This window comes from Nocardia sp. NBC_01730, assembly GCF_035920445.1.
GTDB lineage: Bacteria > Actinomycetota > Actinomycetes > Mycobacteriales > Mycobacteriaceae > Nocardia.
The window spans coordinates 6935798-6959975 of sequence record NZ_CP109162.1 but is presented as its reverse complement, the minus strand read 5'-3'; the positions used below and the strand labels follow the sequence as shown (position 1 = coordinate 6959975).

Below are 24178 nucleotides of genomic sequence, written 5' to 3'. Positions count from 1 at the left end.
AGATCGTCGCGCGGCACGGTCGAGAATTGCTGCGGATCGGCGCGCAACCCCAATTCTCCCGCGGTCAGCAACGCCTCCTCCAGCGATACGTCCAACTTCGCCCTGGCCGCACGCAGTTGCTCGCCCACTTCCGCGGTGGCGAAGACGTCATGGGCGCCCCCGAGTCGTTCGAGGCGTTCGAGGCGCATCCGCGGGCTGTTGACCCGCTCGGCCTCGAGCTGCAGCCGACGCATCTGGTCGGTCAGGTCCTGGTATTTCGCCGGGTCGAGCATCTTCAGCTCGACCCGCGACTGCCCCTGATACAGCATCGATTCCAACATCTCGATGCGCCGCACCCGCCGGGCATCACCGTCGAAGCGACGCACCAGGTCCAGGGAGCTCCCCAGAGTGACCGGATTGGTGACCGACTGCGCGCCGCGACGGAAAGGCCCCTCCGCCACCAGTTTCCGTGCCGTTTCGATGAACTGACGCCCCTTGCCCGGCTCACGGGTGAACGCGTCGCGATGCTGGGTCAACCGTTCGTCGGCCAACACCGTTTTCAGCAGGCCACGCTCGCCGCGCAACCTGATCCGGCCCGCCGCGGCCCGCTGCTCAGCCAAGCCGGCCAGCACGCCGGCCACTCGGCTCGGGTCGCCGCCCTGCACCACCACCACTGCGGTCGTCTCGTCCGGGTGTGCTTGATGCTCGGTCGCATACCGCCCGACCGCATCACGCAGACCAGTGCGCAGTGACTCCGCCATGTTCTGCGCATCGAGCAACACCACCACGTGGTCGGCGGTGCTCGGGTCGCCGATGGCGGCGACCACCTCGGGCTGGCGGGAGCGCATCTGCAGTTCCGGTGCACCGGGCAGCGCCCGCACCCACTGCTCAGCCCTGACCAGCACCGGCTCGGGGTCGACGCCCCCGTCGCGCAGCCGGTCGGCCACTGCCGCCCACACCGCGGATCCGTCACCGCGGTGCACGATTTCGACGGTCGGCGGCGACTGGTAGGGCGCCCGCAGTTCGTGCGCGACCTGGGAGAAGGTGATCCGGTGCACCAACCCCTCGGCAACCGACTCCGTACTGGCCGCGACATCCGCGTCCGCGGCGCCACCGTAGCGCAGCACCCCGATGATCGAGGTAGCCCGGCCTGGCACGTTCTCGGCCTCGGCGAGGTCGGTGAACTCATCGACGCTCTCGTTCAGCGCGCCGTAATCCGCCGCGTCCCGCGGAACGAACCACACCTGGTGACCTGCGGCGGCTTTCCGGTCACCGATCTCGACCACCAGCGCCTTCGCGGTATCCCCTGTCGCCGGGTAGGACACCAGGTGCACCGGCATGCGCATGGCCTCGGCCCGGTTGTCGACATCTTGCAGCACCTGCTGGATGGCCTTCAGCTCCATCAGCCTGGCGTGCTCGGCGGCGTCGAGTCCGCGCCTGCGGGAATGTAGTTCGTCGTGTTCCCTGTTCAGTCGAACACGGTTGCCGTCGATCCAGCCACTACTGGGCCGGACCTCGGTGGTGTCGAAAATCTCCGGAAACTCGGTCCAAATATTGACGCGCGTCATTTCGGTCGAGTAGTCCCAGAACTCTGTCGCCTTGCGCGCCATCTCGCGCGCTGCGGCTACATCGACCGGGTGCGCCCCGTCATGGACCAGGTCGTCGACACTCGTCAACCCCGCCTGGTTCAACGCGGCCGCTATCTGTGACCGACGGGTTTCCTGATTCTCCGGCTCCGGATCTCCAGCCACCGGCAGCTCGACCTGGCTGTCCCGCACACCAGGCATGTCTCGCCCGACCTCGGGCGGCTCCCCCTCGTCCGGCCGGTCCACCGGCTGTCCCTCGGCATCCAGCACGATGCCGTGCAACTGACCGCTCGGCTTGTCCCACTGGGTGAACGGCTTGTCGACGACCTCATGGCCTTTGCGTTCATGCACCCACACCGTGCCGTCTTTGCCGCGATACAGCACGAACATGTGCGCACCGATCTCGCCGTGCGTGACGGTGCCCAGGACGATGTCGCCGTTCGCGGCCCGCTGCCGCATCTGCTCGATCTCGTCGAAACCATTGCGATGCCACTGCGCACCAAGGAGTTCCGCGATCCGAGAAGGCAGCATGCCGTTGGCCCAGATCGCGGAGTCGAACATCGACGGCAGGTCGTCGATGTGCACGCCGAGGATCTCTTTGACGAACCACATCGCGTCGACGGCACAGATCTTCGGGACCCCGGCCAGGTGCGCCTGCTGGGCGTCGCTGGGGAACCCCGGCCACGACGTATCTCCGTCGAACATCCCTGCAGGCAAGTCGACTGGCGGCGGTGGTTGGGTGGGCACTTGCCGGATGCCGTCGGTGAACCCCGGTACCGTCTGGGCCCAGGCACCGTACTGCTCGGTGGTTGCCGCGCGAACGGCCTCGTCCAGCCCTTGGTCCAGTTCCTGCTCGAGCCGGGCCAGTGCCTCGAACTGTTCGGCGAGCTCGGTGTCGGTGACCCGAGGACCGGGATCGGCGAGCGCCGCGCGCGCCGCGCGGATCCGCCATGCCACCTCGTCGAGGTCATCCACCTGCCCGGATACCAGGTCGAAGTGGTCCTTCCACCGAGCATCGTCGGCAACAGCGTTGATCATGTACCCGAGCAGCGCATCCCGGTTTTCCCAACGGTCGCCGTCGTCGACGTAGTCGCGGCGCAATTTTTCCAGCTGCTCGAGCGCCGGCATCCGCACGCCCAACCGGTCGAGGTCGAAGTCGGGGAACTCCTGCACCAGTTCACCGCGCAACTCGAAGTATCGGCGCTTCGCGGCGAGCCGATAGCGGTGGATTTCCTGCAGTTCACTTGTCACCGTGGTGATGCGCTCGGCCCGCGATGTATTGGCGTCCTCGCTGCCCAACCGGTTCAGGTTCTCCCCCACCCCGATCCGACGCGGCACGGCGGACTGTTCGCCGACCTGCCGGCCGAGCTCGACCACCCGGCTGTCGAACAGGTTCCGCACCACACCCAGGACTGTCGTGGACCGGTCCTGTTCCGCCGCGGCATCGTCCACGTCGTGTGCGTCGAGAAGTGTGTTTTCGGCTCCGATGAGCCGGTCGGCCAGTTTCTGCAGTTCCTTGACATTCGCGGCGAGGCGGTCGAATTCGTGCTTGGTGTCACGCTTTTCGGCGGTCGCCGCCGCGGCTTCGCGCACGGCCCGGTCCACCGCGACCAGCCCGTCGATCCGGGCGCTGTAGCGGTCGATATCCTCGATCAGGGCTACCAGACCGCGGTACCGCAGGAAATTTGCGCGGATGTCGCTTGCCGCCTGGCTGTGCGCCCAGGCGACGGGATCCTCCAATTCCTGTCGGGTCATCGCCCCCTGGGACAACAGATTGTCGGCCAGTCGCTGTTTTTCCGCGTCGACCTGCTGCGGGGTAGCATCCGGGCCGACCCTGCGGCGGACGAGTATCTCGGCAATCTCTGCCCGAGCGGCATCCCAGCGCCGCGCCAATTCCGTGCGCTCCGGTCCCGGTTCCAACAGCCCGGCCCAGTCCATCCCTGCGAGCGTCGCCTCCACCTGCAGCTGGGCAACCTCCTTGGTCCGTTCCCTGGCGGCACGGACCGCCATGACGACCAGCTCGTCCGGGAAGACAGCCGGGGGCAGTCCGGGCCTGCGCATCCGGTGCGCGCGCATGGCCGGGAACCGCTCTCCTGCCTGGAAAGTAAGTGCATACGCTTCGAAAACCGGGGTGAGGCCATCGATCACCTGTTGCAGATCGCTGCCCAGGCTCAGCACCGACAGCAGGTGCGGCCGCTGCTCTTCGGTCCGCGGGTCCGGCGCTCTCTCCACTGTGAACTGCTCGTGACCCCTGGCCACCGCCTGCAGCCCCTCGCCCAGCGGAACCTCGTTCTCTTCTCCCGGCGCCACATAGATTTCCACGTAATCCATGTGCGGGTCGGCGTCGAGGTCACCGACGGCAACCGTCGAACCATCCCGCGACAACACCGCCACCTCGGGCGATCCCGGCAGCCTGTCGACCGAACGCTTGAACCGCTGCAACGCCTCGTGCACCGCGAGCAGCCGGTCCAAATCCTGCTGCGCCTCAGGGGTGACCGCGCCGTCGAGCTGCTGTTGCCACACGCGCTCGTGCGCCGCTTCCAGTTGCGTGGCATACGCCTGCACGACGGCTACGTGGCGCGCGGTAATCGATGCGCCCGAAAGGTTTTCGACCAGTTCGGGGGCAAGACGGGCGACCGAGTGCAGCACCATTGGTTGCAGCTGCAACCGTTCCAGCAACAAGAAGACCTGCAACGTGGTGAGGTTCGGTCCCAGCCCTTGCAGTGCGTCGGCCAGCCGCTGGGCTTCGGCCAGGGCTTCGGAGTCCCGCTCCGGGTGGAAGTCGAGCTTTTCCCGGGGCAGCCGCGGGTCCCAGGCCCGGTCGGGGTCGGTGTTGATCCGGCGGGTCTCCCCGGCCTCCCGCAGGATGGCAGCGGCGGCTTCGACAACGGCGCTGCCGCCCCGACGACCGACCATCCGCACGGTCGAATCAGGCTTGCCCCGGGCCGCGAAGGCAGCGTCCGCCATCGCGCACTGCTGGGCCAGCTGTGCGGCGTCCCGCTGTTCTCGGGCGTCCAAGACCACGTCCCAGTTGTCCGGAGCGCCCTCCAGGGTGGCGAAGTCGTAGTCGATCGTCAGGATCATCGCCAGCGGACCGCTCGTGTCCTGCTGCTGCAGGATCTCGCTCGCCTCCCGCGCGGCTCGGTTGATGCCATCCTGGTCGGACACCGCGCCGGCATGGAACGAGATCAGGGTGTGAGCTTCGTCGAAGTCGCCGACGGCAACCCGCATCTGGTAGCGCCCACCCTGGGGCGGTTCGTTCCCGTAGCTCTCGACGTCCGGAATGTGCTCACCCGACAGCACCCGCACCTGGGTGCCTGTCACCTGGCTTGCGGTCGCCACCACCGTCCGCAGCGCCCACTCGGCCCGGTTCAGTCTCCGCAGCCGCCGCTGCTGTCCGCGACGCCGCTCGCTCTCGGGCACCGCCTGCAGTTCGGCCAGCTCCTTGCCCAGCCCGCCCAGGCTCCATTCGTGCACCGCATCCACCGGCACCGCCCCGAGCACCCGATGCAACTGCGGATACTGCTGCAGCAATTCCGTTTCCAGGTGCGCCCGGACCGCGGACTGCCACAGGTGCGCGACCTCTTCGCCGATGGTGCGGGCAGTCGCGACGTCGGCCGCAGGTGCTTGGGTCAGCGGCTTCAGTAGCCCGTCCATGGTGCGCTTGTCGACCGCGATCAGCGTATTGCGCACCAGCCGTACGAGTTCCGGCTTTTCCAGTTCGATCCAGACCGTGCGTCCGGTGTCGGTTCGCTGCACCCCGGAGCGGTACCCCTGCCGGTCGACGCTCTGTCCCAGCGGTGCGGGCATCAGCTGCTTGCCGTTGTCCGACAGCGCCACTCGCAGCCTGCCGTCGGCCACCTGCACCCCGACGCGGATATCACCGCCATGGCTGCCGCTCAGTTCGCGGATTGCCTCGTCCAACTCGGCCAGGATGTCGGCGATGTACTGTGCCGGCCGGCCGCGCATCTCGGCGATCAACCGCTGCCGCAGATCGGAACGGACCGCGTAGCGTCCGGAATTGGTGTCCGCCGCGGCAAACACCACCTCGAACCCGCGGTTCGGGTCGAATGGCGTCTGCTGCTCGACGGTGCGGTCGAGATTTCGGGCTGACGCGGTGGCACTGTCCTCGGCCCAGACCGCACCCCATTCGTCCAGCCATTCGGTGATCCGGTCACGCACCCGCTGTATTGCCGGACCGGCCGGTTCGGCATTCGCCCCCCCGGGCTGGCGGTAACGTGCGATGACCCGGCCGTCGAACTTCGCCAGCTCCACCCTGCACTGAACCTGTGCGCCCCCGTCGACGTCGATTCCCAACCCGATCGCCACACCGGTGGGTGTGATCTCCACGTCAGTGACTCGCACCTGGAAGCGGTGGCCCGCCACAGTGTCGACACCGGGGAAAACCGCATCGGCGGTTGCTCCCCGCCGAAACAACATCCAGTCGGGTGACGTTTCTTCGGTGCGGGCACCATCGTTGCTCCACATCACCCCCGGCGGCAGGTCGACGGCATTCGGCCTCGGTGGAACCGGCGGGTCGCCCTCATCACGGTCGAACCGCGCGCCCAGGCTGCGTTCCGGATGGTCCACCCCGGGGTTGTCCAGCGGCTGCTCGCCCGGCTGCAGCGGGTGCAGCGGCTTGCGGTTCTCGTCGAAGACGATGCCGTACAGCGGGCCTTCGGGCTTGTCCCATTCGTCGAACCGCACGTCGCGCGCCGTGCCGTCGACGAATTCGTGCACCCGCACTTCGCCATCGGAACCCTTGTACACGACGAACAGGTGCGCGCCGGCGTCCCCGAAATCAACCGCCCCGAACACCGCGCCGCCGCGTTCGGCGATCACGTACATCTCGTCGAGCGACTCGAACCCACCCGGGTGCCATTTCGCTCCCGCGGCCAGCGCCACCTCTTTCGGGCTCATACCCGCCAGCTGCAGTTTCTTGTCCTGCAACGACGGCGCACGCACCGGCAGGCCGAGAATCTTCTCGCCGAACCACAATCCTTCCGCCGCGCACAGCCGCGGGGTGTCGGGGAGCAGGTGCGCCACCGCAGGCGCAACCGGAGGCTGCGGCGGTGCCAACCCGTCCACGCCACCGTCGGGCAGCGGCCCGGCCTGCGACCGGGGCAGCGGTGCGGGCGGACGCGGGCGGACCCCGTCGACGGGCCCGGTGGCAGGTCGAGTGCCGTCGAGATCTTCGAGCGTCTGCTGTCGCAGTTCGGTGGTGACCCGGGTGAGGGTTTCGGTCAGCACGCCGTCGAGTTCCGATATCCGCAACGTCAATTCGGTGCGCCGCTCGGCAAGGGTGAACAGCGACTCGGAGTCGGCGGGCGCTTGTTCGAGTTCTGTGTCGAACATGGCGAGTTCCTGCTCCGCCACGCGCAGTTCCCGGGCCGCGGTATCCAGCTCCTGCACCCACAGGTCGATGTCGCGTACTCGCTGCTGCGATATCGTGCGTGCCTCGGCGACCTCGGCGAGCTCGACCATAGCGGCGGCCAGGCGGGCATGTTCGGCGTCCGATACGGCCTTGCCTTGCGACTGCCCGCGCACCTTGACCGCGTCGCGCCACGACTGCCGCGACCAGTCCGGCGTCTCCCCGAGCATTGCGGCGATTTCCGGCGACCCGGACGCCATCAGATCGTGCCACAGGTGCTCGAAACGGGTTGTGGCCCGTGCGTTGTCGGTCTGCGCGCGGCGCAGTGCGGTCGACAGTTGCTCGAGTTCGCGGATGCGGTCACGCGCGGCGAGGAACTGCTCCGGGTGCCCCGATCCGAGCTCCTCGGCCTGTGTGTAACGCAGCCGGTCCACGGCGGCGGCACGCCGAACCCGAGTCAGTTCCGGGCCCAACTCGCCCCGCCTGGCCGGGGGAAGCTGTTCGGGGTCGCGGACCGCATCGGCCAAGCCGCTGTCGAACAGGCTATCGAGCTGCCGGACGGTGATGGCGTGAGCGTCGAGTTCCCGTGACCATTCGATCAGATCACGCAGTGCCAGGAACCTCGATGCCAGCTGCCGTCGTTCCTGGAGGAATGTCCTTCGTTCCTGGAAGGGCATGGTGTCGGCGTCATCCGGAACGAGTTCCATCTGTTCGACCAACTCTGCGCGGGACAGATCCGCCGGATGGGTGTCGGTGACCAGCATCGCGCTCAACACCAGGCCGACTTCTGCGTAGCTCGCCCGGCTCGGCCGCGCCCGGCCCATTGCCGCGGCGCTCTGCGTGCGCGACAGGTCGCTCGCCAGTTCCTCTAGCCGATCGACCTGCGCGGCCAGCCTGCGGAATCCGTCGGTGTCGCCACCGGCGCGAACCTGCTGCCGGGCGGCGTCCAGCCGCTGCCGCAGTTCGGTAATGCTGCGAGCCCGCCGTTCGATGCTATCGATCTGCCGCAGCATCCGGGAAACCTCGTGTCGCCACCGGAATTCCCGTTCCGCCGCACGCAACTCCGGGGGCTGGTCGTCGCGCCCACGCAGGTCCGCCAGTTCCTGGTCGACCAGCACGTCGTCGGCCAACGCCTGCGGCGACACCTCGAGCAACCCGGCCAGCCGGTTACGCACCTCGGTGAACCGAGCGTCCCACGCGGCGCGCACCGGAGAATCCGGCAGAAGCAGCTGCGCGATGTCCGCCACCCGTTCCGTGCGTTCCCTGCGGTCCCGCAGGCGCGCACGGACGGTGTCCTTCAGCGCCGACAGCCGCGTCCCGGTCGCGTCGCCCACCATCCGAGTCAGTTCCGGCCCTAGGCCGGGGTCCCCGAGTTCCAGCGTGCCTCGGCCGCTGTCCAGCCGCGCGCCCATGTTCCCGACCGCGAACGCCGTGCCCGCCGTCCCCTGCGGCAGTTCGCCGGGGGCGAGCGGGATCGCTGCCCGCCCGTCCGCGTTGAAGACGATGCCGTGCAACCCGACCACCCCGGACAGGCCACGGCGCCACGAGTCGAACGTGACCGGCGGCCGGTTCCCGTCGAGCACCATGACCCGGCCGTTCTCGCGGTAGACCGTCACCGCGTGCGCGCCGACCACGCCTTCGCGTTGGAAACCGTTGAACGCCACCGCCCCGATCATCACCCCGCCCTCGGGCACCGCGGCGGCCATCGCGTCGAGGTCCCGGAAACCCTCCGGATGCCAACCTGCGCGCACCAGCATGGCGCCGTGTACACCGGACACCCCGTTGTCCGGCGCGGACATCGACTTCAGCATCTCGATCTGCTCACGCAGGTCGGCGACCACCATGTCGGTTTCGGGGTCCACGTCCGACATTCGCAGCCGGGCCGCCAGCGCCCGCTCCAAGGCGGCCATGGCGGCTTCCGGGTAACAGTTGTTGGCAACGCCTTCCACCCGGTGCGAGTCCGTCCACGCCGCGATGGCCTGGTCCGGGAGTTCGGCGACGATCCCGTCGCGACCCGCCAGCGCCTCGTGGTCGCGGGCGTCGAACACCAGGCCCGCGGCGCGCTTCGCAGAATCGGCGACAGGAGCTACGTCGTGGTGGCCGACCAGTCGCATCACCTGTGCGGGCAACCCCGCCCTGGCCCGGTCGTCCTGCATCTCGGCCACCGCCCGCGCCAGAGCCTCGCCGTCCTGGCCGATCCACACCACCGCCGCGGTCGGCCGCTCGGCCGCCGCGACCGCACCCACCGCGGCGGCCGCGGCCCGCCGCAACGTCTCCTCCGACGAGTTCGAGTTCCAGTCCACCGCATGGACATCGACGACTTCCGCGGCGTCCGGGTCGCCGATCACCAGCAAAGCGCCGGTGGTGCCGAGCATCTGCACCGCCGGATGTCCTGGCACCTGCGCGGCCCACCGTTCCGTGGCGGTCAGCAGGTCCACCCGGGAGTTCACCAGCTCCGGCAGTCCCCGTTGTTCGGGGACGACGCGGGGGTCGGGCCGCGACGGCGTTTGCCGGTTGCGGCGCAACATCAGCCGCGTCGCCTCGTCACGCGCCGCGCGCGGGAAACCGACGGTGGCGGCGACCGCTTCCGGCGTCGCCTGGATCATCGCCCGTCGCGTGTTCGGGTCGGTCCATTCCCACGCGATCGCGTAGTCGTGCGGTGTCTGCGCCCATTGTCGGATGCTGTGCATCCGATCTGCCGCCCGCTGGTGCCCAGCGATCCCCGGGTCCGGGATCAGTGCCGGACGCGGCTGGGCAGGTACCGAATCCAGCCCGCCCCGATGCGCTTCGATGCGCCGTTCCAGCGCACGAATCCGGTCGACGGCACGGTGATACCGCTGCGTGGCGGACACCACCTCGCGCAGCCGGTCGTCGCGCTTATGGTCCTGCTCCGCCAGCAACCCCGTCAGCCCGCCCAGGGCAGCAGCGTGATTGTCACCCGCCAGCTCTGCCGCGTTGACCCTCAGTTGCCTGACGACGTCGTCGGGCAGGCGTCCCACGCTGTCCGACAATGCCTGGGCCGCGCCGCGCCGCTCGGCAACCAGCGCGCGGTACCCGGTGCGCAACCCGGCCGGGATCTCCATCCCGCCGTCGTAGGATCGAGTATCGGTGAGCTGCTGCTGCGCCAACTGGACGCCGGACGCGGCCGTCTCCAGACGCTGTCGCGCGGCCACCGCCGCCGGATGATCCACCTGCACCGGGTGAGCCAGCTCGGCCTCCCGCAGCTGCCGCAAGGACACAGACCATTCGGTCAGCGCGGCAACATAATTCGTGTCGTCGTCGGTCCACTCCGAGTATGGCCGGGCGCGGGCCGCGTCGAACCAGGCCTGGAACTCGCGAACCCGTTCGCCGAGCTGTTGGAAGCTGCGGGTCGCTACCTCGAGTCGCATCGCCGAACCGGCCTCCGCAGCAATGCGGTAGGCCATTCGCACTTCGTCTGTGTATCGATCCGGTGACGCCAGATGGTCCGGGCTGATCGGCTGCCTCGACGATATCTGCGCGGCGAGTTCCCGGAGCTCCGTCCGGGCGCGGTCGTATTCCTCGACCAGCAGCTGGTATTCCCCGTGCGCCACGGCAGGGATCACCCCGGCCGGGTTGGGCAGCCGCCGCGGCAGCGGCTCCGACGGGGCGCACGACACCACAGCCACGGTGATGTTGTCGCTACCACCGTCGACCAGCGCGCGGTCCAGCAACCCGTCGCGCATTCCACGCAGGTCGCCGCCGAGTCCGCGGGAATACAGCTGCTCCCACCCGTTCGGCTCACCCGGCCGATCAGTGTTCAGCCCATCGGTGTGGACGACGATGACGTCGGACGCCTCGACATCGTGGGACCGGACATACTTCTGCATTCGGTACGGGTCATTCGGCGCCGGCGGACCATAACCGCGACCGAGCATATGCACAAGGCCGTGCATATCCCCTTGACTCAGCGCCTGTTCCTCGGTCCACCCTGCCAGTAGGTATGCGTTCAACTTCGAGTGATCGCCGGTCGCCTGCACCACCTCACCGTTGGCCCGCAACACCTGGACCCGGCTGTCGCCCACCCACCCGGTGACGGAGCGGCCCGGCCTGCCGTCCCGGCCCGGCTGCACCATGACCGCCGCGATCGTGGTCAACGGCGGGGTGTCGTCGTTCTGTCCAGGCAGCGCGAGCACCGCCGCCTGCGCGGCGTCGATCGCCTCCTGCATCGCTAGTTCGGCGTCGACATCGGACAGCCGCTGTCCCTCGCCGAGTCGGGCGGCGAACGCGGCCAGGTGATTGCGGGCGGCGTTCGCGGCGGCTTGGGCGGCACGATGGGGGTCCGTCGACAACGACACACCGTCACACACCACCGCGATCCGGACCGGCCCCTCCGGCGTCTGCACCACCACAGCCGCCATGGCGTCCTCGTTGTGCGGCTTGGCCGCGCCGCGGTCGCTGACCCCCACGACCGACCCCAGGTCGACCTCGACCCGGTCGACCGGGTCGAGGTCCGCGACGGCATCGGGGGTTGGGTTTCCAGCCCCCGACGCCCACTGCAGTCGTGGGTCGGAAGGCGAGGTATCGGCAGGTCGGTTTGGGGTCGAGGCGGGCTGGACGCCCAACCCTCCGGACATCTCACGACCTTGCCGGAGCAATGGACCCCATCCGCCGTCGTATTCGGCGACCGGACGCAACACGGGATCGGTGGCCAACCGCTGTGCGGCCGACTGGACCTGAGCGTGGGCCCAGACATATCGGCGACCGACCGCCTGCGCCTCCGGCGAGTTGTCGGCTGGATCGGTCAACCGCAGCTCGTTGCGCGCCTGTCTCCAGTCCGCGACCAAGCCGGCGAAGCGCAGCAACTCGTGCCGCTGTCGTGGTGAAAGACCTTCAGGCACCTCGACACCCAGTGTGTCGATGAACTCGTCGGCACGGTTCTCCAGTTCGCGGTAGCGGCGGACCACCTGCCGCGCGAGCTTGCGAGCCGCCGTTTCCCTCGGTCCCGGCCCCTCGTTCACGGGATGTCCGCTACGCCAGTCCTGCCTGCGTGCCGACCGCACCTGCTCGGCCGCGGCCGCCATGGTTTGCTGCGCTTGGTGGTGTTCCACCAGGTCCGACAGTCCAGCCCGCAGCCATGCGTCGTTCCTCCGTCGCACGGGCTGTGCTGCGGGGTCGCCGGGTTCGGTGGGGGTGCACAGTACCGCGATGCCCGTGATGTTGTCGGTTTCGCCGCCGTCCAGCTCCAGGTCGGCCAGCGCGGCCGGCGCGGCGGTCAGGTCACCGTTGTGCGCCGCGAAGGCCTGCGCGAACGACGGGGCCTGCCGGCTCTTGCCGCCGATCCCGTCGGTGTGGACGAACAGGATGTCGGTGTCGGAGACATCGCCGTCAGTGAGATAGCGGTGGTGGAGCTGCGTGTCTTTCGGCGGGCCACCGCCGCCGTCGCGCTGCGCGTTCTGCATGCCGAAGCCGAGCACGTTCATCAACGGGCCGCTGCTCGCCTCCGCCTCACCTACCACGTGGCCGACATCCGCGATATCGACGCCCGTCTCGTCGACCGCGTCGAAGATCATCCGCATCCCGACGGCCGAATGGTCGAAGGTCACTGTGCGCGACTTGCCGGGGTCGGTCGGGTCGAGCACGTCGACCCGGCTGTCGCCGACCCACCCCGCCGTGTACCGACCCGGGTTTCCGTCTTGCCCCGGGTCCACCAGCACCAACGCGATGGTGGCCTGCGGCGGCCGCTTGATGCCCTTCGGGTTGTAGCCCTTCTCGATATCCGCGATGGCCCGATCGCGGATATCGCCGTAGTCCTGCTCGGTCAGCTCTATCACCGCGGTCTGTGCCGCATCGATGGCTTTGGCCACCATGTCCCGGCGCTCATCGTCGGTGATCGGGGTGCCGGAGTGTTTTTCCAACGCCGTGCGCAGGCTCTTGCGGGCCGCCGCGACCGCCGCAGACGCGGCACGGTGGCCGTCCACCGACACCGACACCCCGTCGGAGACGATGGCGAACCGGATCGGCCTGCCACCGACCATGACCACGTCGGCGGCCATCGCGTCCTGGTTGGTGTTTTTGTCCGGGCCTCGATCGCTCACCCCGACAACCGACCCCAGGTCCATGGTGTCTCGGGCGAGGGCCGCCCAGGTTGCCCGCAGTGGGTCGGTCGCGGCGGCGACCCGGCGGATGAGTTCGCGTCCCTGGGCGTTGTCGATCGGGTTCAGGTGTGCGTCGCGGACCGCGTCCAGTGCGGTGCCCCACGCGGGGAGTGCGGTGGCGAAGCGCCCGGCCGCTGCCAGCCACTGCGGCGAATGCTGGTCCCGCTCGGCTACCTCGGCCAGCAACACCGTGACCTGATCGGCCATGTCGGCCAGCTCGTGGTAGTGGTTGGTGTGCGCGGCCAGTACCTGCCACCCGGGCGGTTGGGTGTGTGATGGGTCGAGCGACGGGTTGAGCACCTCGTTTGTCAGCAGCGGCCCCGGGTCAGCGGGCAACTCGGCGGGCAACGTACCCGCCAGCCGGTTGAGTTCGGCGAGGAATCCCTTCGAGCGCAACGCGATCCGCGAGTCCTGGTCCGCACGCTCGGTGCGTGTCGGGTTCAGCTCGTTGAACTTGTCTGCCGCGTTGTTCACCGCGGCGAGCGCGGTGTCTCGCCGCGCGGTCAGGTCGGCCAGTTCTCGTTGCAGCCGGGCCTGCGTCTGCTCGGGCGTCAGTGGTGGTGGTGGGTTGAGCGGCCGGTCTGCCAGGCCGGTGGTGGCTGCGCCGAAGCCGGGATCACCGGGGAGTGCACCGATGTTGGAGATCGGGAAGGCGATCCCGGCGGTGCCTTGGCTGCGGCCTTGGTCATCGAGGGGGTCGACTGCTGACCCGTCGGGGTTGATCGCGATACCGTGCAAGCTGACTACCGGGGGCAGCTGGCGGCGCCATAGTTCGTAGGGTATCGGGGGGCGGTCGCCGTCTTGGACCATGAGTTGATCGTTGTCCCGGTAGAGCTCGACTGCGTGGGAGCCGACCACACCGTGGTGTTGGAAGCCGTCGAAAGCGACCGCGGCGATCATCACACCGTCTTCGGGGACCGCGGCGGCCATCGCGTCGAAGTCGGCGAACCCGTCCGGGGCCCAGCCCGCCCCGGCCAGCATCGCACCGAAAACACCGTTGATCCCGTGGTCGGGTACCCCGTACAGGTCGATCAACTGGATCCGGCGTGTCAGGTCGGCGAGCACGGCCGGATCGGTATCGGGATCGCGTTCCAGGTTGGTCAGAATTCGCAGCAACCCACTGCGGGCCGATTCCGGGAAACAGTTGTTGGCCACACCTTCGAGGTGGTGAGACAGCTCCCACGCCACCACCCCCGGATCGGGTACGTCGATATCGATCCGGTCCTGATACGCCGCTAACGCCCCGTCATCGAAAGCGTGCAGCACCAGGTCCGGGTCCGGTTGCGGCCGGCCGGGATCCGGTTGCGGTGTCGGGGTGAGGTCGTCGTGCCCGACCAGCACCACCTGCGGTAGCGGCTGGTTGGTGTCGGTCCGGGTCCGCAGCATCGTGGCCACCGCCCCCGCCAACCCGGCACCCTCAGCGCCCAGCCACACCACCGCCGCGGTCGGGCGCCCGGCCTTGGCGACATCATCCACCGCCGCCGCGGTGGCCTGCATCAAGGTCCCTACCCCCGCCCGGGAACGCTGATCCACCGCGTGGTACCGCACTTCTTCGGCGGCATCCAAGTCACCGATCACCAACATGGCCCCGGATTCGCCGACCATCCGCACCGCCGGATGCCCAGGCACCTGCGCCGCCCACGCCTCAGCCGCCGACAACAACTCGACCCGCAGATCCGTCCCCGCCGACTGCCGCGGGTCCGCATCGGCCTGCCGCTGCGCCCGTCGCAGCATCAGCCGCATCGCCTCGTCACGAACCTCCAACGGCAGCCCTTCGGCCTGGACGAGCAGTTCCGGGATGGCGGTGATCAACGCCCGCTGCGTTCCGGAATCGGTGATCGCCCACAACGACCCCAGATCCGCGGGCGAAGGGTCGCGGTCCCCGGCCGACTGCGCGAACCACTGAATGGTCCGCCACCGCCGCGCCGCCCGTTCACGCTGCTGCGCGGTCACCCCGGGGTCGGCGGACAGGGTCGGGCGCGGGGTAGCAGCCACGGTGTCTCGTCCGTCGCCGTGCTCACGGATACGTTGTTCCAGACGCAGGATCCGACCCTGTGCCCGGTGATAGCGTTCGGTGAGGTCCTGTACCCATTCGATCCGGCGTACCAGTTCTTGCGAGGCGGCTAGCTCGGTGGTGACCTGTTGTAGCTGCTGCGGGTCGGCAGCTACCTCGAGGGCCAACTGTCGTAGCACGTCCTGCTCGGTGCTGGCCTCGGCTGCCAACTCGCGTAGGGCTTCCAGCGCGGTGTGGTGGTCGGCACCGGTCAGATCGGTGATCGTGACCGGTAGCGAGCCGAGTATCCCGCTCAACCGCTGCCGGGCGTTGTCGTGTTCGGCGACCAGTATCCGGTAGCCGCGGCGCAGCCCGGGCGGGATCTCCAAGCTCCCGTCGCGGGAGCTGGTGTCCGATAGCCGGCTTCGGTGGCGGGTCAGATCGGCGGCGGCCTCGCGGTAGCGGCCGACCGCGAGTGCCACTGCCGGGCCGGCCGGCAACCGACCCAGACCGGCAGGATGGTCGAGGTCGAGGTGGTCGAGGTCGAGGTCGGGGTGGTTGGGGTCGAGGTTGTTGAGGTTGGGGTCGGGGTTGTTGGGGTCGGGGTTGTTGGGGTCGGGGTTGTTGAGGAGTTGTGGTAGTTGTAGCAGCAGTTGTGTGTGTTCACCGCGTTGTTGTAGGAGTGACTCGTCGACCGCGGCCAGTATCGCGGTGTGTAGCTCGCGGCGGGATACCGCCCAATTCGACAACGCGATCAGGTAGTCGGTGTCCTCGTCGGAGAATTCGGGTGTCGGGTGGGTGTCCGGGCGGGTCAGCCACCGTTGTAGTTGACGTTGTCGGGTGTCGATGTCGTGGAAATGATTCGCCGCCAGTTCCAGACGCAGCCGCACCCCCCGGACCAGGCCCGCCTCGGTCAGCTCCGCGATGACCGCGGCCGATCCCTGCGGGGTCACCACCGTTTCCGGGTCCACCCCCACCTCGGTGGCCAATCGCCACAACTCGTCGTGGGCGTGACTGTATTCCTGCGACAACACCCGGTAGGAGCGACGCAACCAGACCGGGATCCGCGTGGCAGGCGGGGGCAGTTGCCGCGGAGTCGACTCGACAGTAGTCGCTGACACCAGCGCCACGGTGACATTGCCCGGCGCACCATTGAGCAGTGCCCGGTTCACCAGTCGGGTGCCCATATCCCGCAGGTCGCGGTTGGCCCCCTCATCCAGCACGAGATCCATCTCGTCGGGGTCGGGGTTGTTTACCCACAACCCGCGGGTGGCCAGCACCACCACATCGGTGCCCGCCAGCTCACCGGTGTGTACATAGTCCCCGTGCAGCGGATCGTCACGCTCGCGTGGACCCCCGTCACGGCCGAGCGCGTTCGGGTCCTCGTCGGTCACCGTCTCGGACTCGCCACGGGCCCGCAATATGTGGACCCGGGTATCACCGACACTGCCCGCGGCATACCGGGACGGTTTCCCGTCCCGACCCGGTGTCACGATCACCGCCGCGATCGTGGTCTCGGGCGGATGCGGGTCCTGCGCGTAGTCACTGTCGGTCAAGGCCACCACCGCGGCCTGCGCGGCGTCGATGGCATCACGCACCGCCTGGCCGGCCTGCTCCGCGGTGAACTCGCCCTGCTCCTCAACAGCGAAACCCGCCAGCCGTTGCCGGGCTACCCGCGCGGCCACCCGAGCAGCCCGACGCGCATCGGTAGTGGCGTCTTCACCGTGACACACCACCGAAATCCGGATCGGCCCGACCGGGGTATGCACAACCTCGCAGTCCATCCAGTCCTGGTTATCGGGCCGGGCCGCGTTCGCACCCTGATCACTGACCCCGAAAACCTCACCCAGATCGATATCGAAATGCGCGACCGCAGCATTTATGTCCTCGGCGATGGTGGCGTCATCAGCGAACTCGACTCGGCCCCAACCACCGTCCACCTGCGCGATCGGGCGTAACACCGGATCAGCGGCCAGCCGCGCGGCAGCGGCGTGCACCGCCCCGGTGGCCTCCTGATGCGACCGCCTCGTGGCCTCGTCTACCGGATCAGCGGCCCGGAACGCGGTATCGACCAGGTTCCACCGCGCCACCACCACACCGAAGTCCCGCAACCGCTGCTGCCGCGACAGCGAAAGCCCCACACCCACACCCACACCGGCGTCGGCGTCGGCGTCGGCGTCGGCGTCGGCGTGGGCGTCGAGTGTGTCGAACAGTGCATCGATCCGGGTCTGCAACTGTGCCAGCCTGCGGGCCGCGTGCCGGGTCAGGGTGCGTGCCTGCCGTTCCCGCCGGCCGGGCCCATCCCCCGGCCGGTGTCCGGCTTCCCGATCCAGCCGCCGCGCCGCACGCAGCGCCTCGGCTGCCTCGTTCAAATCTTGGCGGGCCAGGTGATACCCGGCCAGATCAGCCACCCCCGCCGCCAGCACCGCATCAGCCATCCGCCCCGACCCCGGTCCTGGCCGCGGTGTGGTGGGTGGCTGTGGTGTGGTGGGTGGTCGCGGTGTGGTGGGTGGTTGTGGTGTGGTGGGTGGTTGTGGTTCGGTCGGAGCGCATGACACCGCGACACCGGCCAGAGCCCGGTCTTGCGGGGAGTTGTCGGCCAGCGCGGTCATCGCCGTGCTCAGATCATCCGGATGCCTAGCGAACTCCCCGGCCAGCGACGCCACCGAACGCGAGGTCCCCCCCAACCCGGCGGTATGCAGCAACAACACCTGGGAGTCGGTGACCACACCACTGCTGATGTAGCGGCCCGGATCGGTCGGCGGTCCACCCGCAGTCACAACACCAGCACCAGCACCGGTGTCGGTGTTGTTGAGGTCCGGCACACTGAAGCCGAGGGTGTGACCGACCCCGGAAACATCGGTGTCGGTGTCGGTGTCGGTGTCGGTGTCGGTGTCGGTGTCGGTGGTGATGGTGTGGGAGTTGTCCGGGTTGTTCGGGTCGAGTACTTGGACCCGGTCACCGCCGACCGAGCCCGCGGTGAACTGTCCCGGCTGGCCATCGATCCCGGTATCCAACACGACCACCGCGATACTGGCCTGTGGTGGCCGAACACCCTCGAGTAGTTCGGTGTCGATCTGGCGGCGCACCCGCGCACGGATCTGCGCTTGGGCGGGTTCACTCAACGGGTCAGCGTCTTCGGGCAGTTGTGCTTGCGCCGCGGTCAGCGCCTCACTGATCCGGCGGGTGTGATCTCGGCGGGTCAAACGCACGACCGCGGCCTGCGCGGCATCGATCGCGGCACGCACCATCTCGGCCCGATCGGATTCGGTGACCGGTGTCGCGGGGTCATGCTCCTGCAACGAGGTCCGCAGACTGTCCCGCGCCGCCGCGGCCGCGACCGGCGCCGCCCGATACCCCTCCACACTGTCGGGCACCCCCGCCGAAGTGACCGCCAACCGGAACGGGCGACCAGCCACCATGACGACCTCACCGACCATCACACCCCGATCGGCGTCACGCTGCTGGTTCGTGTCGGTGACCCCGGCCACCGAACCCAGATCCAGCTGCTCACGCTCCAGCTTCTGCCACGAATCCCCCAACGCATCAGAACAATCGAAAACCCGACGGATCAGCTTGCCCATCTCCGCCTCCGACACCCGCCCACCCCACGCCCGCAGCCCACCATCACGGTCGGTATCAGGGCCGGCAGCCGTATCAGGGCCGGAATCGGGGTCGGTGGCCGTATCGGGGCCGGTGGCCGTATCAGGGCCGGAATCGGGGTCGGTGGCCGGGGTCGGGGGTGGTTGGACGGGTAGTTGTGCTTGGAGCTGGCCGATCCGGTGTCCGAGTTCGTTGATCTGTTGCTGGGTTTCTGATTCTTCCAGTGCACGCAGTTGCGTGGTCAGCCGCTGTCTGGAGCGGGCAAGGCTATCCCGCTGCCGTTGCAGCATCCGCTGGCGTTCACCCAGCTGCTGCTGCTGGCGGGCCAACTGCCCCTCTCGCCGGGCCAGCTCTTGCGGCGACAACGCCGGCCCGTCGCGCCACCGGGGCCCCCCTGCCGCGAGGTCACGTTCGGCCTGTAACCGGCGATGCTGGGTAGCCGACACGGTCCGGTCGGAATCCAGCGCGGCCAGGTCGGATTCCCGCTGCGTGATCTGCGCGGCGGCCTGAGCGATCGCGGTTCCCAACCTTTCCTGTTCGGTCTGCAGCCGCGCGCGTGCCTGCTCCCGCAGCTCACCCAACCGCGCGATCTCCGCACGAAGCTCCTGCGGGGTGCGGGCCTGCCCCCGCGCATCAGGCAGCCCGTCGGGACCGGTCGCATCCGGGGCCGCGTCCGGGGCCGCGTCCGGGGTGGGTTGGGGTCTGCCGTAGGTCGTGGCCTCGTGCATGGCCTGTACTGCCGCAGCCCATGCCAGTGCCTGCGTCGCGTAGGTGGTGGTATCGGTCAGCCATTGCGGGGAATGCCGGGTGCGGTCGTTGATCCGCGACAGCAGCCCGGTGCATTGGTCGGCGATAGCGGAAAGCTCGTGGTAGTAGTGCGCGTTCGCCGACACCACCCGCCACTGCGAGGAATCCGGTGACCGGGCCAGCGTGGTCTCGAATTCCGGGGACAGCAACCCCGCGTGGGTGTCCTCGTCCACACCCAACCCTGCTGCCGCGGTATTCAATTGCCTACGGGCGGTATCCAACTGCTGGTTCAACCGCGCCAGCACAAAACCCACCTGCCGGCTCACCTGACTCTGCAATCCAGCCCCAGCCCCAGCCCCGGCCCCGGCCCCGGCCTGCCCGGCCCCGGCCTGCCTGGTGGGGGTCGGGTTCGCGAACCTGGCCAGCAACTCCTGGGCGGTCTGCAGGTTCTCGGCCATCACCGGGGCGCGGCGCACCACCGCCGCCAACCTACCCAACCGCTCACCGGGCCTGGTCTCGTCGGGCCTGGTCTCGTCGGGCCTGGTCTCGTTCAGCCAGGCCAGTTCTGCTTCGAAGTCTCCGGCCAGCAACCGGTGTAGTTGGGCTTGTGGCACGCCCGCGGCCAAGGTCCGGATATCCTCGAGCGCTCCGACCCAGTCGGTGACCGCGCCCAGCAGCCCCACCACCCGCTGCTGGTGGCGGGACTGCTGGGCGGGGGTCGCTGTCGGGTCCGGTGGCTGCCCCAACGCTTCCTGTAACGAGTCCATGGTCTGCTCGACCTTGTGCAGGTGAGCGACGCTGTCACGCAACCGGTCCCGTGCCTCGAGCAGACGCACCTGCTCCGCGACGGTCATTGTCTCGGTGAGCGCGGGCGCGGGGAGCCGGGCCAGCGCATCGGTGTAGCGGTCGGGGTCGCGTAACGCATCCAGCACGTCCGGGTCGCTGACTCCCGCCGCCCGCGCGAGGTCATCGAATTGCGTACGGGTATCGCGATGCTCGGCGCGTAACCGGTCCAACGCGTAATCCAGTTGCCGTTTCAACCGGTCTTGTTCATCCGCGTCGAGGAACCGCCGCACCCGGTCACGCTCGTCTTCGTCGTCGGCGCCGTTGACGACATTCACGGTGTAAGGGGTCAGCTTCGAGCCGTCGAACCGGATCGCGGTCACCCAGATCTTGTCGGTGACCTCCGGGATCGCCTCCGGAGTGAAAACCTTCTTCAACCCGGTCTCCGGGTCGTAGATCATCACCACACCATGCTCAACAGATAAATGGACCACATGCCCACCGACGGTGTTGTCCCCGGAGGTATCGAAAGCCAGCACCGTCACCAAGGTGGCGCCCTCACCCAGAACCATCGTCTGGTGTTCGAGCTGATCGAACCGCGACATCCGCCGCCACCGCTCACCAGTGACCTGCCCGGTATCCCGAGACAGTTTCAGCAGCCGGTCTCTTTCCGTACCGGCCTTGGTTTCCAGCTCTTGTTCACGCTCCCGGGTCCGCTGCCCCTCGACCCGCTCACGGCTCTGGGCACGGTCCTGCAGTTGCTGGATACGCTGTGTCAACACCTGCTCGGTGGTTCGACCGGTACGCGCGGACACCCGATCCAACTGCTGCTGCAAACCCGCAGCGATCGGCTGCCCGTCCCGCACCCGCGCCAACGCGGTCTCCAACCGCCCCTGCACACGCCCGACCCGCCTCGTGCGTTTCTTCTGACGCGTACGCTGCTGCCCTTTGACCCGCTCGGCTTCCTCCCGCAACCGGTTACGCTCAGCCGCAGCCTCGCTATACAACCGTTTCGACTCCAACGACGCACTCGGCGCCAACCCACTCCCCGACCGGACCAACTCCGCACCGATCTGCCTCTGATACACATCCGAACCCACACCAGCAGGATCCGACGACCCCACCGGCCGAATACCCGCAGTCGGATACTGCGCAGCCAACACATTCGTCGACCGAGCAGCACACTGCCCCGTCAAATCGACACTGCCCACCTCCGGACCCGGACCAACCCCATCACCCCGACCACCCGAACCCGAATCACCATCCGAACCAGCCCGAGACCCACCATCAGACTCCGGCCCGACCTCACCATCAGACTCCGGCCCGACCTCACCATCGGACTGTGCGTCATCCGGAGTGCGCGAATCCGAATCCGAATCACCATCCGGATCAATCGAAGACTCACCATCAGCCCGAGCGCCGCCATCAGTGTCCGAACCAGCCCGAGACTCACCCTCGGACTCCGGACCGACCTCACCATCCGGCTGCGCGTCATCCGGAGTGCGCGAATCCGAATCCGAATCACCATCCGGATCAATCGAAGACTCACCATCAGCCCGAGCGCCGCCATCAGTGTCCGAACCAGCCCGAGACTCACCCTCGGACTCCGGCCCGACCTCACCATCGGACTCCGGCTTGACCTCACCGTCGGACCGCGTGTCATCCGGAGTGCGCGAATCCGAATCACCACCCCTGGCCGGGTCATCGGAAGTCGCGCCATCAGCCCGAGTGCCGCCATCAGTGTCCGAACCAGCCCGAGGCTCACCGTGGGATTCCGGTCCGGTCTCGCCGTTGTACTGGGTGGTTGTGGCGGGGTCGGGCGAGTGGGTTGGGGCCTGTTGGTCATCTGCCAGCCCCCCGCCGGTCTCGCTCGTGTCCGGTTGCGCGGTCGAGGAATCGGCCGCCGATTCGGGGATAGTGGCCGATTCGGGGGTGGCGGCCGATTCGGGGGTGGCGGTTGATTCGGCCTGGGTGCCAGCTGTGTCGCTGGTGGTGTCGCTGGTGGTGTCGCTGGTGGCGTGGCTGGGCGCGCTGGCCGCTTGTATTTCTGCGACGATTCCGGTGGTGTCTCTCATGATGTTGCGGAAAGCGGCCGCTGCGTCGGATCCGGCGGCCCCGGCACCGGCAGCGCGTGGCGTTGTTCGTGGCTCGGTATCGGAGGTATCCGGTACCGCGCTCGACCGTGACCGGTCCGCGCTCGTACCGCGCCGACCCGACACGGCAGACGACGAGCGCCCGGCACCGGCAGTACTCGATGCACTACCGCTACCGGCCTGGCTCGAGCCACCCGGCACTGCCGCCGAACTCCTGCCCGCACCCGACCCCGACGCCGGTCCACCAGCAGCAGGCCCACCAGCAACAGACCCACCAGCACCGGCGGCAGGGGCGCCGGCGGCAGGCCCACCAGTGGCAGGGGTGTCGGTGGCGGGGGTGTCGGTGGCGGGGCGCCGGTGGCGGGGGCAGGGGTGTCGGCGTGTGTGGTGGCTTGCCCGTCGACCGGGGTGGGGTCTGCGGCTGTGTTCCCGGTGGATCCGAGGCCTGCTGTGGGTTCGCTGTGCTGGGTTCCGGTGACCAGCGCCCCACCGTGCGGGTCGGTGCCTACCGCACCACCAGCCGGTCCGGCACCGGTCTCGGTAGTGGTGGTGGCTGCCGCGGCAGGCGGCGCGGTCGACGCCGAGGCTTGCGATGCTTGTGGGGATCCGTCCTCGGCGGTGTTCGATGCCGCCGCAGTATCGGACCCGTTCCCCTCGGCGTGGCCGGGCTCGGTGGTGGTGTTGCTGTGCCCTTGATTCGTGGTCGTGTTCGCTGTCGGCGAGGTATCGCCGGACGCCCGACCGTTCCCGACCCCGACCCCGGTGCCGGCCCCGGTGTTGGTGCCGGTGCCGGTGCCGGTGTTGGTGCCGGTGTTGGTGTTTATCGGGGGGGTTGTGGTGGTGGTTGTCGGGTTGCTGGTTGTGGTGCCGTCACCGATATCGGGTTGTCCGGCGATGAGGGTGAAGTCGCTGCGGCGCATCCGTTGGCCTTCACCGACCCGGGGTGCGCGGAACCCGCCGATCACTCCGGGGACCGCGCCACCGGCGACGCCACCGGACCACGCGTAGATATCGGTCTGCCAGTTGTTGTAGATCAGGCCGTTGGAGACCATCGCTCCGACCTGGCCGATGAGCCCCGCGCCACCACCGACGACGACACCGGTTCGTATCCGGTCCCAGCGGGCGCCGCTGTTCCAGTTGAATTTCTGGGTCAGCTTCTGCATACCGAGCCCACCGATACCGCCGATACCGCCGGCGATGGTGGAGATCACCGCGTTCTGTTTGATCGCTTCCCAGTCCAGTTTTTCTTGATAACCCTCACGGATCATCTCGGCCTCGACGAGAAGCTCCTGCCCGGTCCCCTGGTAGAACTCTTGGAACGCTTCCTTCCCCATGTGTTTGAAGATTTCTTTCGCCACGTCACTGGTGATCCACTGCACCAGCCGTGGGGTGTCCTCGATCGCGATCCTGGTGGCCATACGCGCCAGGATCTCCGCGGTTTCCTGTGTCACACGCGAGGCCAGCCAGCGGAAGAAGATCCGGGTCGAGGCGACCGCGTACGCCTGTTGCAACGGCGCACCCGGACCCCACAGACTACTGCTGGCGAACTCGGTGCCCATCCAGATCAGCCCGAAGATACCGTTCAGCTTCGCCGAGACGACCTGACCGCGGTAACTGTGAATCCCTTTGGCCAGCTCACCATAGCCACCCGCGACACTTTTGTTGTGCGAGATGATCCGCGCCAAATATTTGTCGATACCATCCGCGCCGTCACCCTCCGGATACGCCCGACGCGATTTGTTCCGCGCCATGGCCACCACCGGAATCACCGTGCCGTTGATGTTCTGCTGCAGATGCTCGAAACCCTGCTGCACCTGGCCGACGTCGTCTTCATCGATCGTCGGCAGCTTGACACCGACCAGATAACTGAGCCACGCCATCCCCGGAGGAGGAAACGGAATACCCAT

The 24178-nt window shown here is 68.3% G+C and carries 2 protein-coding genes (1 of these 2 only partly in view); both read right to left on the bottom strand.

Annotation, left to right across the window (positions count from 1 at the left end; all coding sequences use genetic code 11):
- A protein-coding gene (locus OHB12_RS29200) for an alpha/beta fold hydrolase (protein ID WP_327112628.1) crosses the window boundary here: on the bottom strand, positions 1 to 22253 show its 5' portion. It extends 133084 nt beyond the left edge of the window; only the first 22253 of its 155337 coding nucleotides appear in the window; it begins with the start codon at positions 22251 to 22253; its stop codon lies beyond the left edge, outside the window.
- On the bottom strand, positions 22250 to 24178 hold the full coding sequence (locus OHB12_RS29195) for a hypothetical protein (RefSeq protein ID WP_327112626.1): 1929 nt from the start codon (positions 24176 to 24178) through the stop codon (positions 22250 to 22252). The genes OHB12_RS29200 and OHB12_RS29195 overlap by 4 nt, the downstream gene beginning before the upstream one ends.

Coding starts and splice junctions, on each gene's coding strand:
- OHB12_RS29195 (WP_327112626.1), bottom strand. CDS start 24,178: ATGGGTATTCCGTTTCCTCCTCCGGGGATGGCGTGGCTCAGTTATCTG.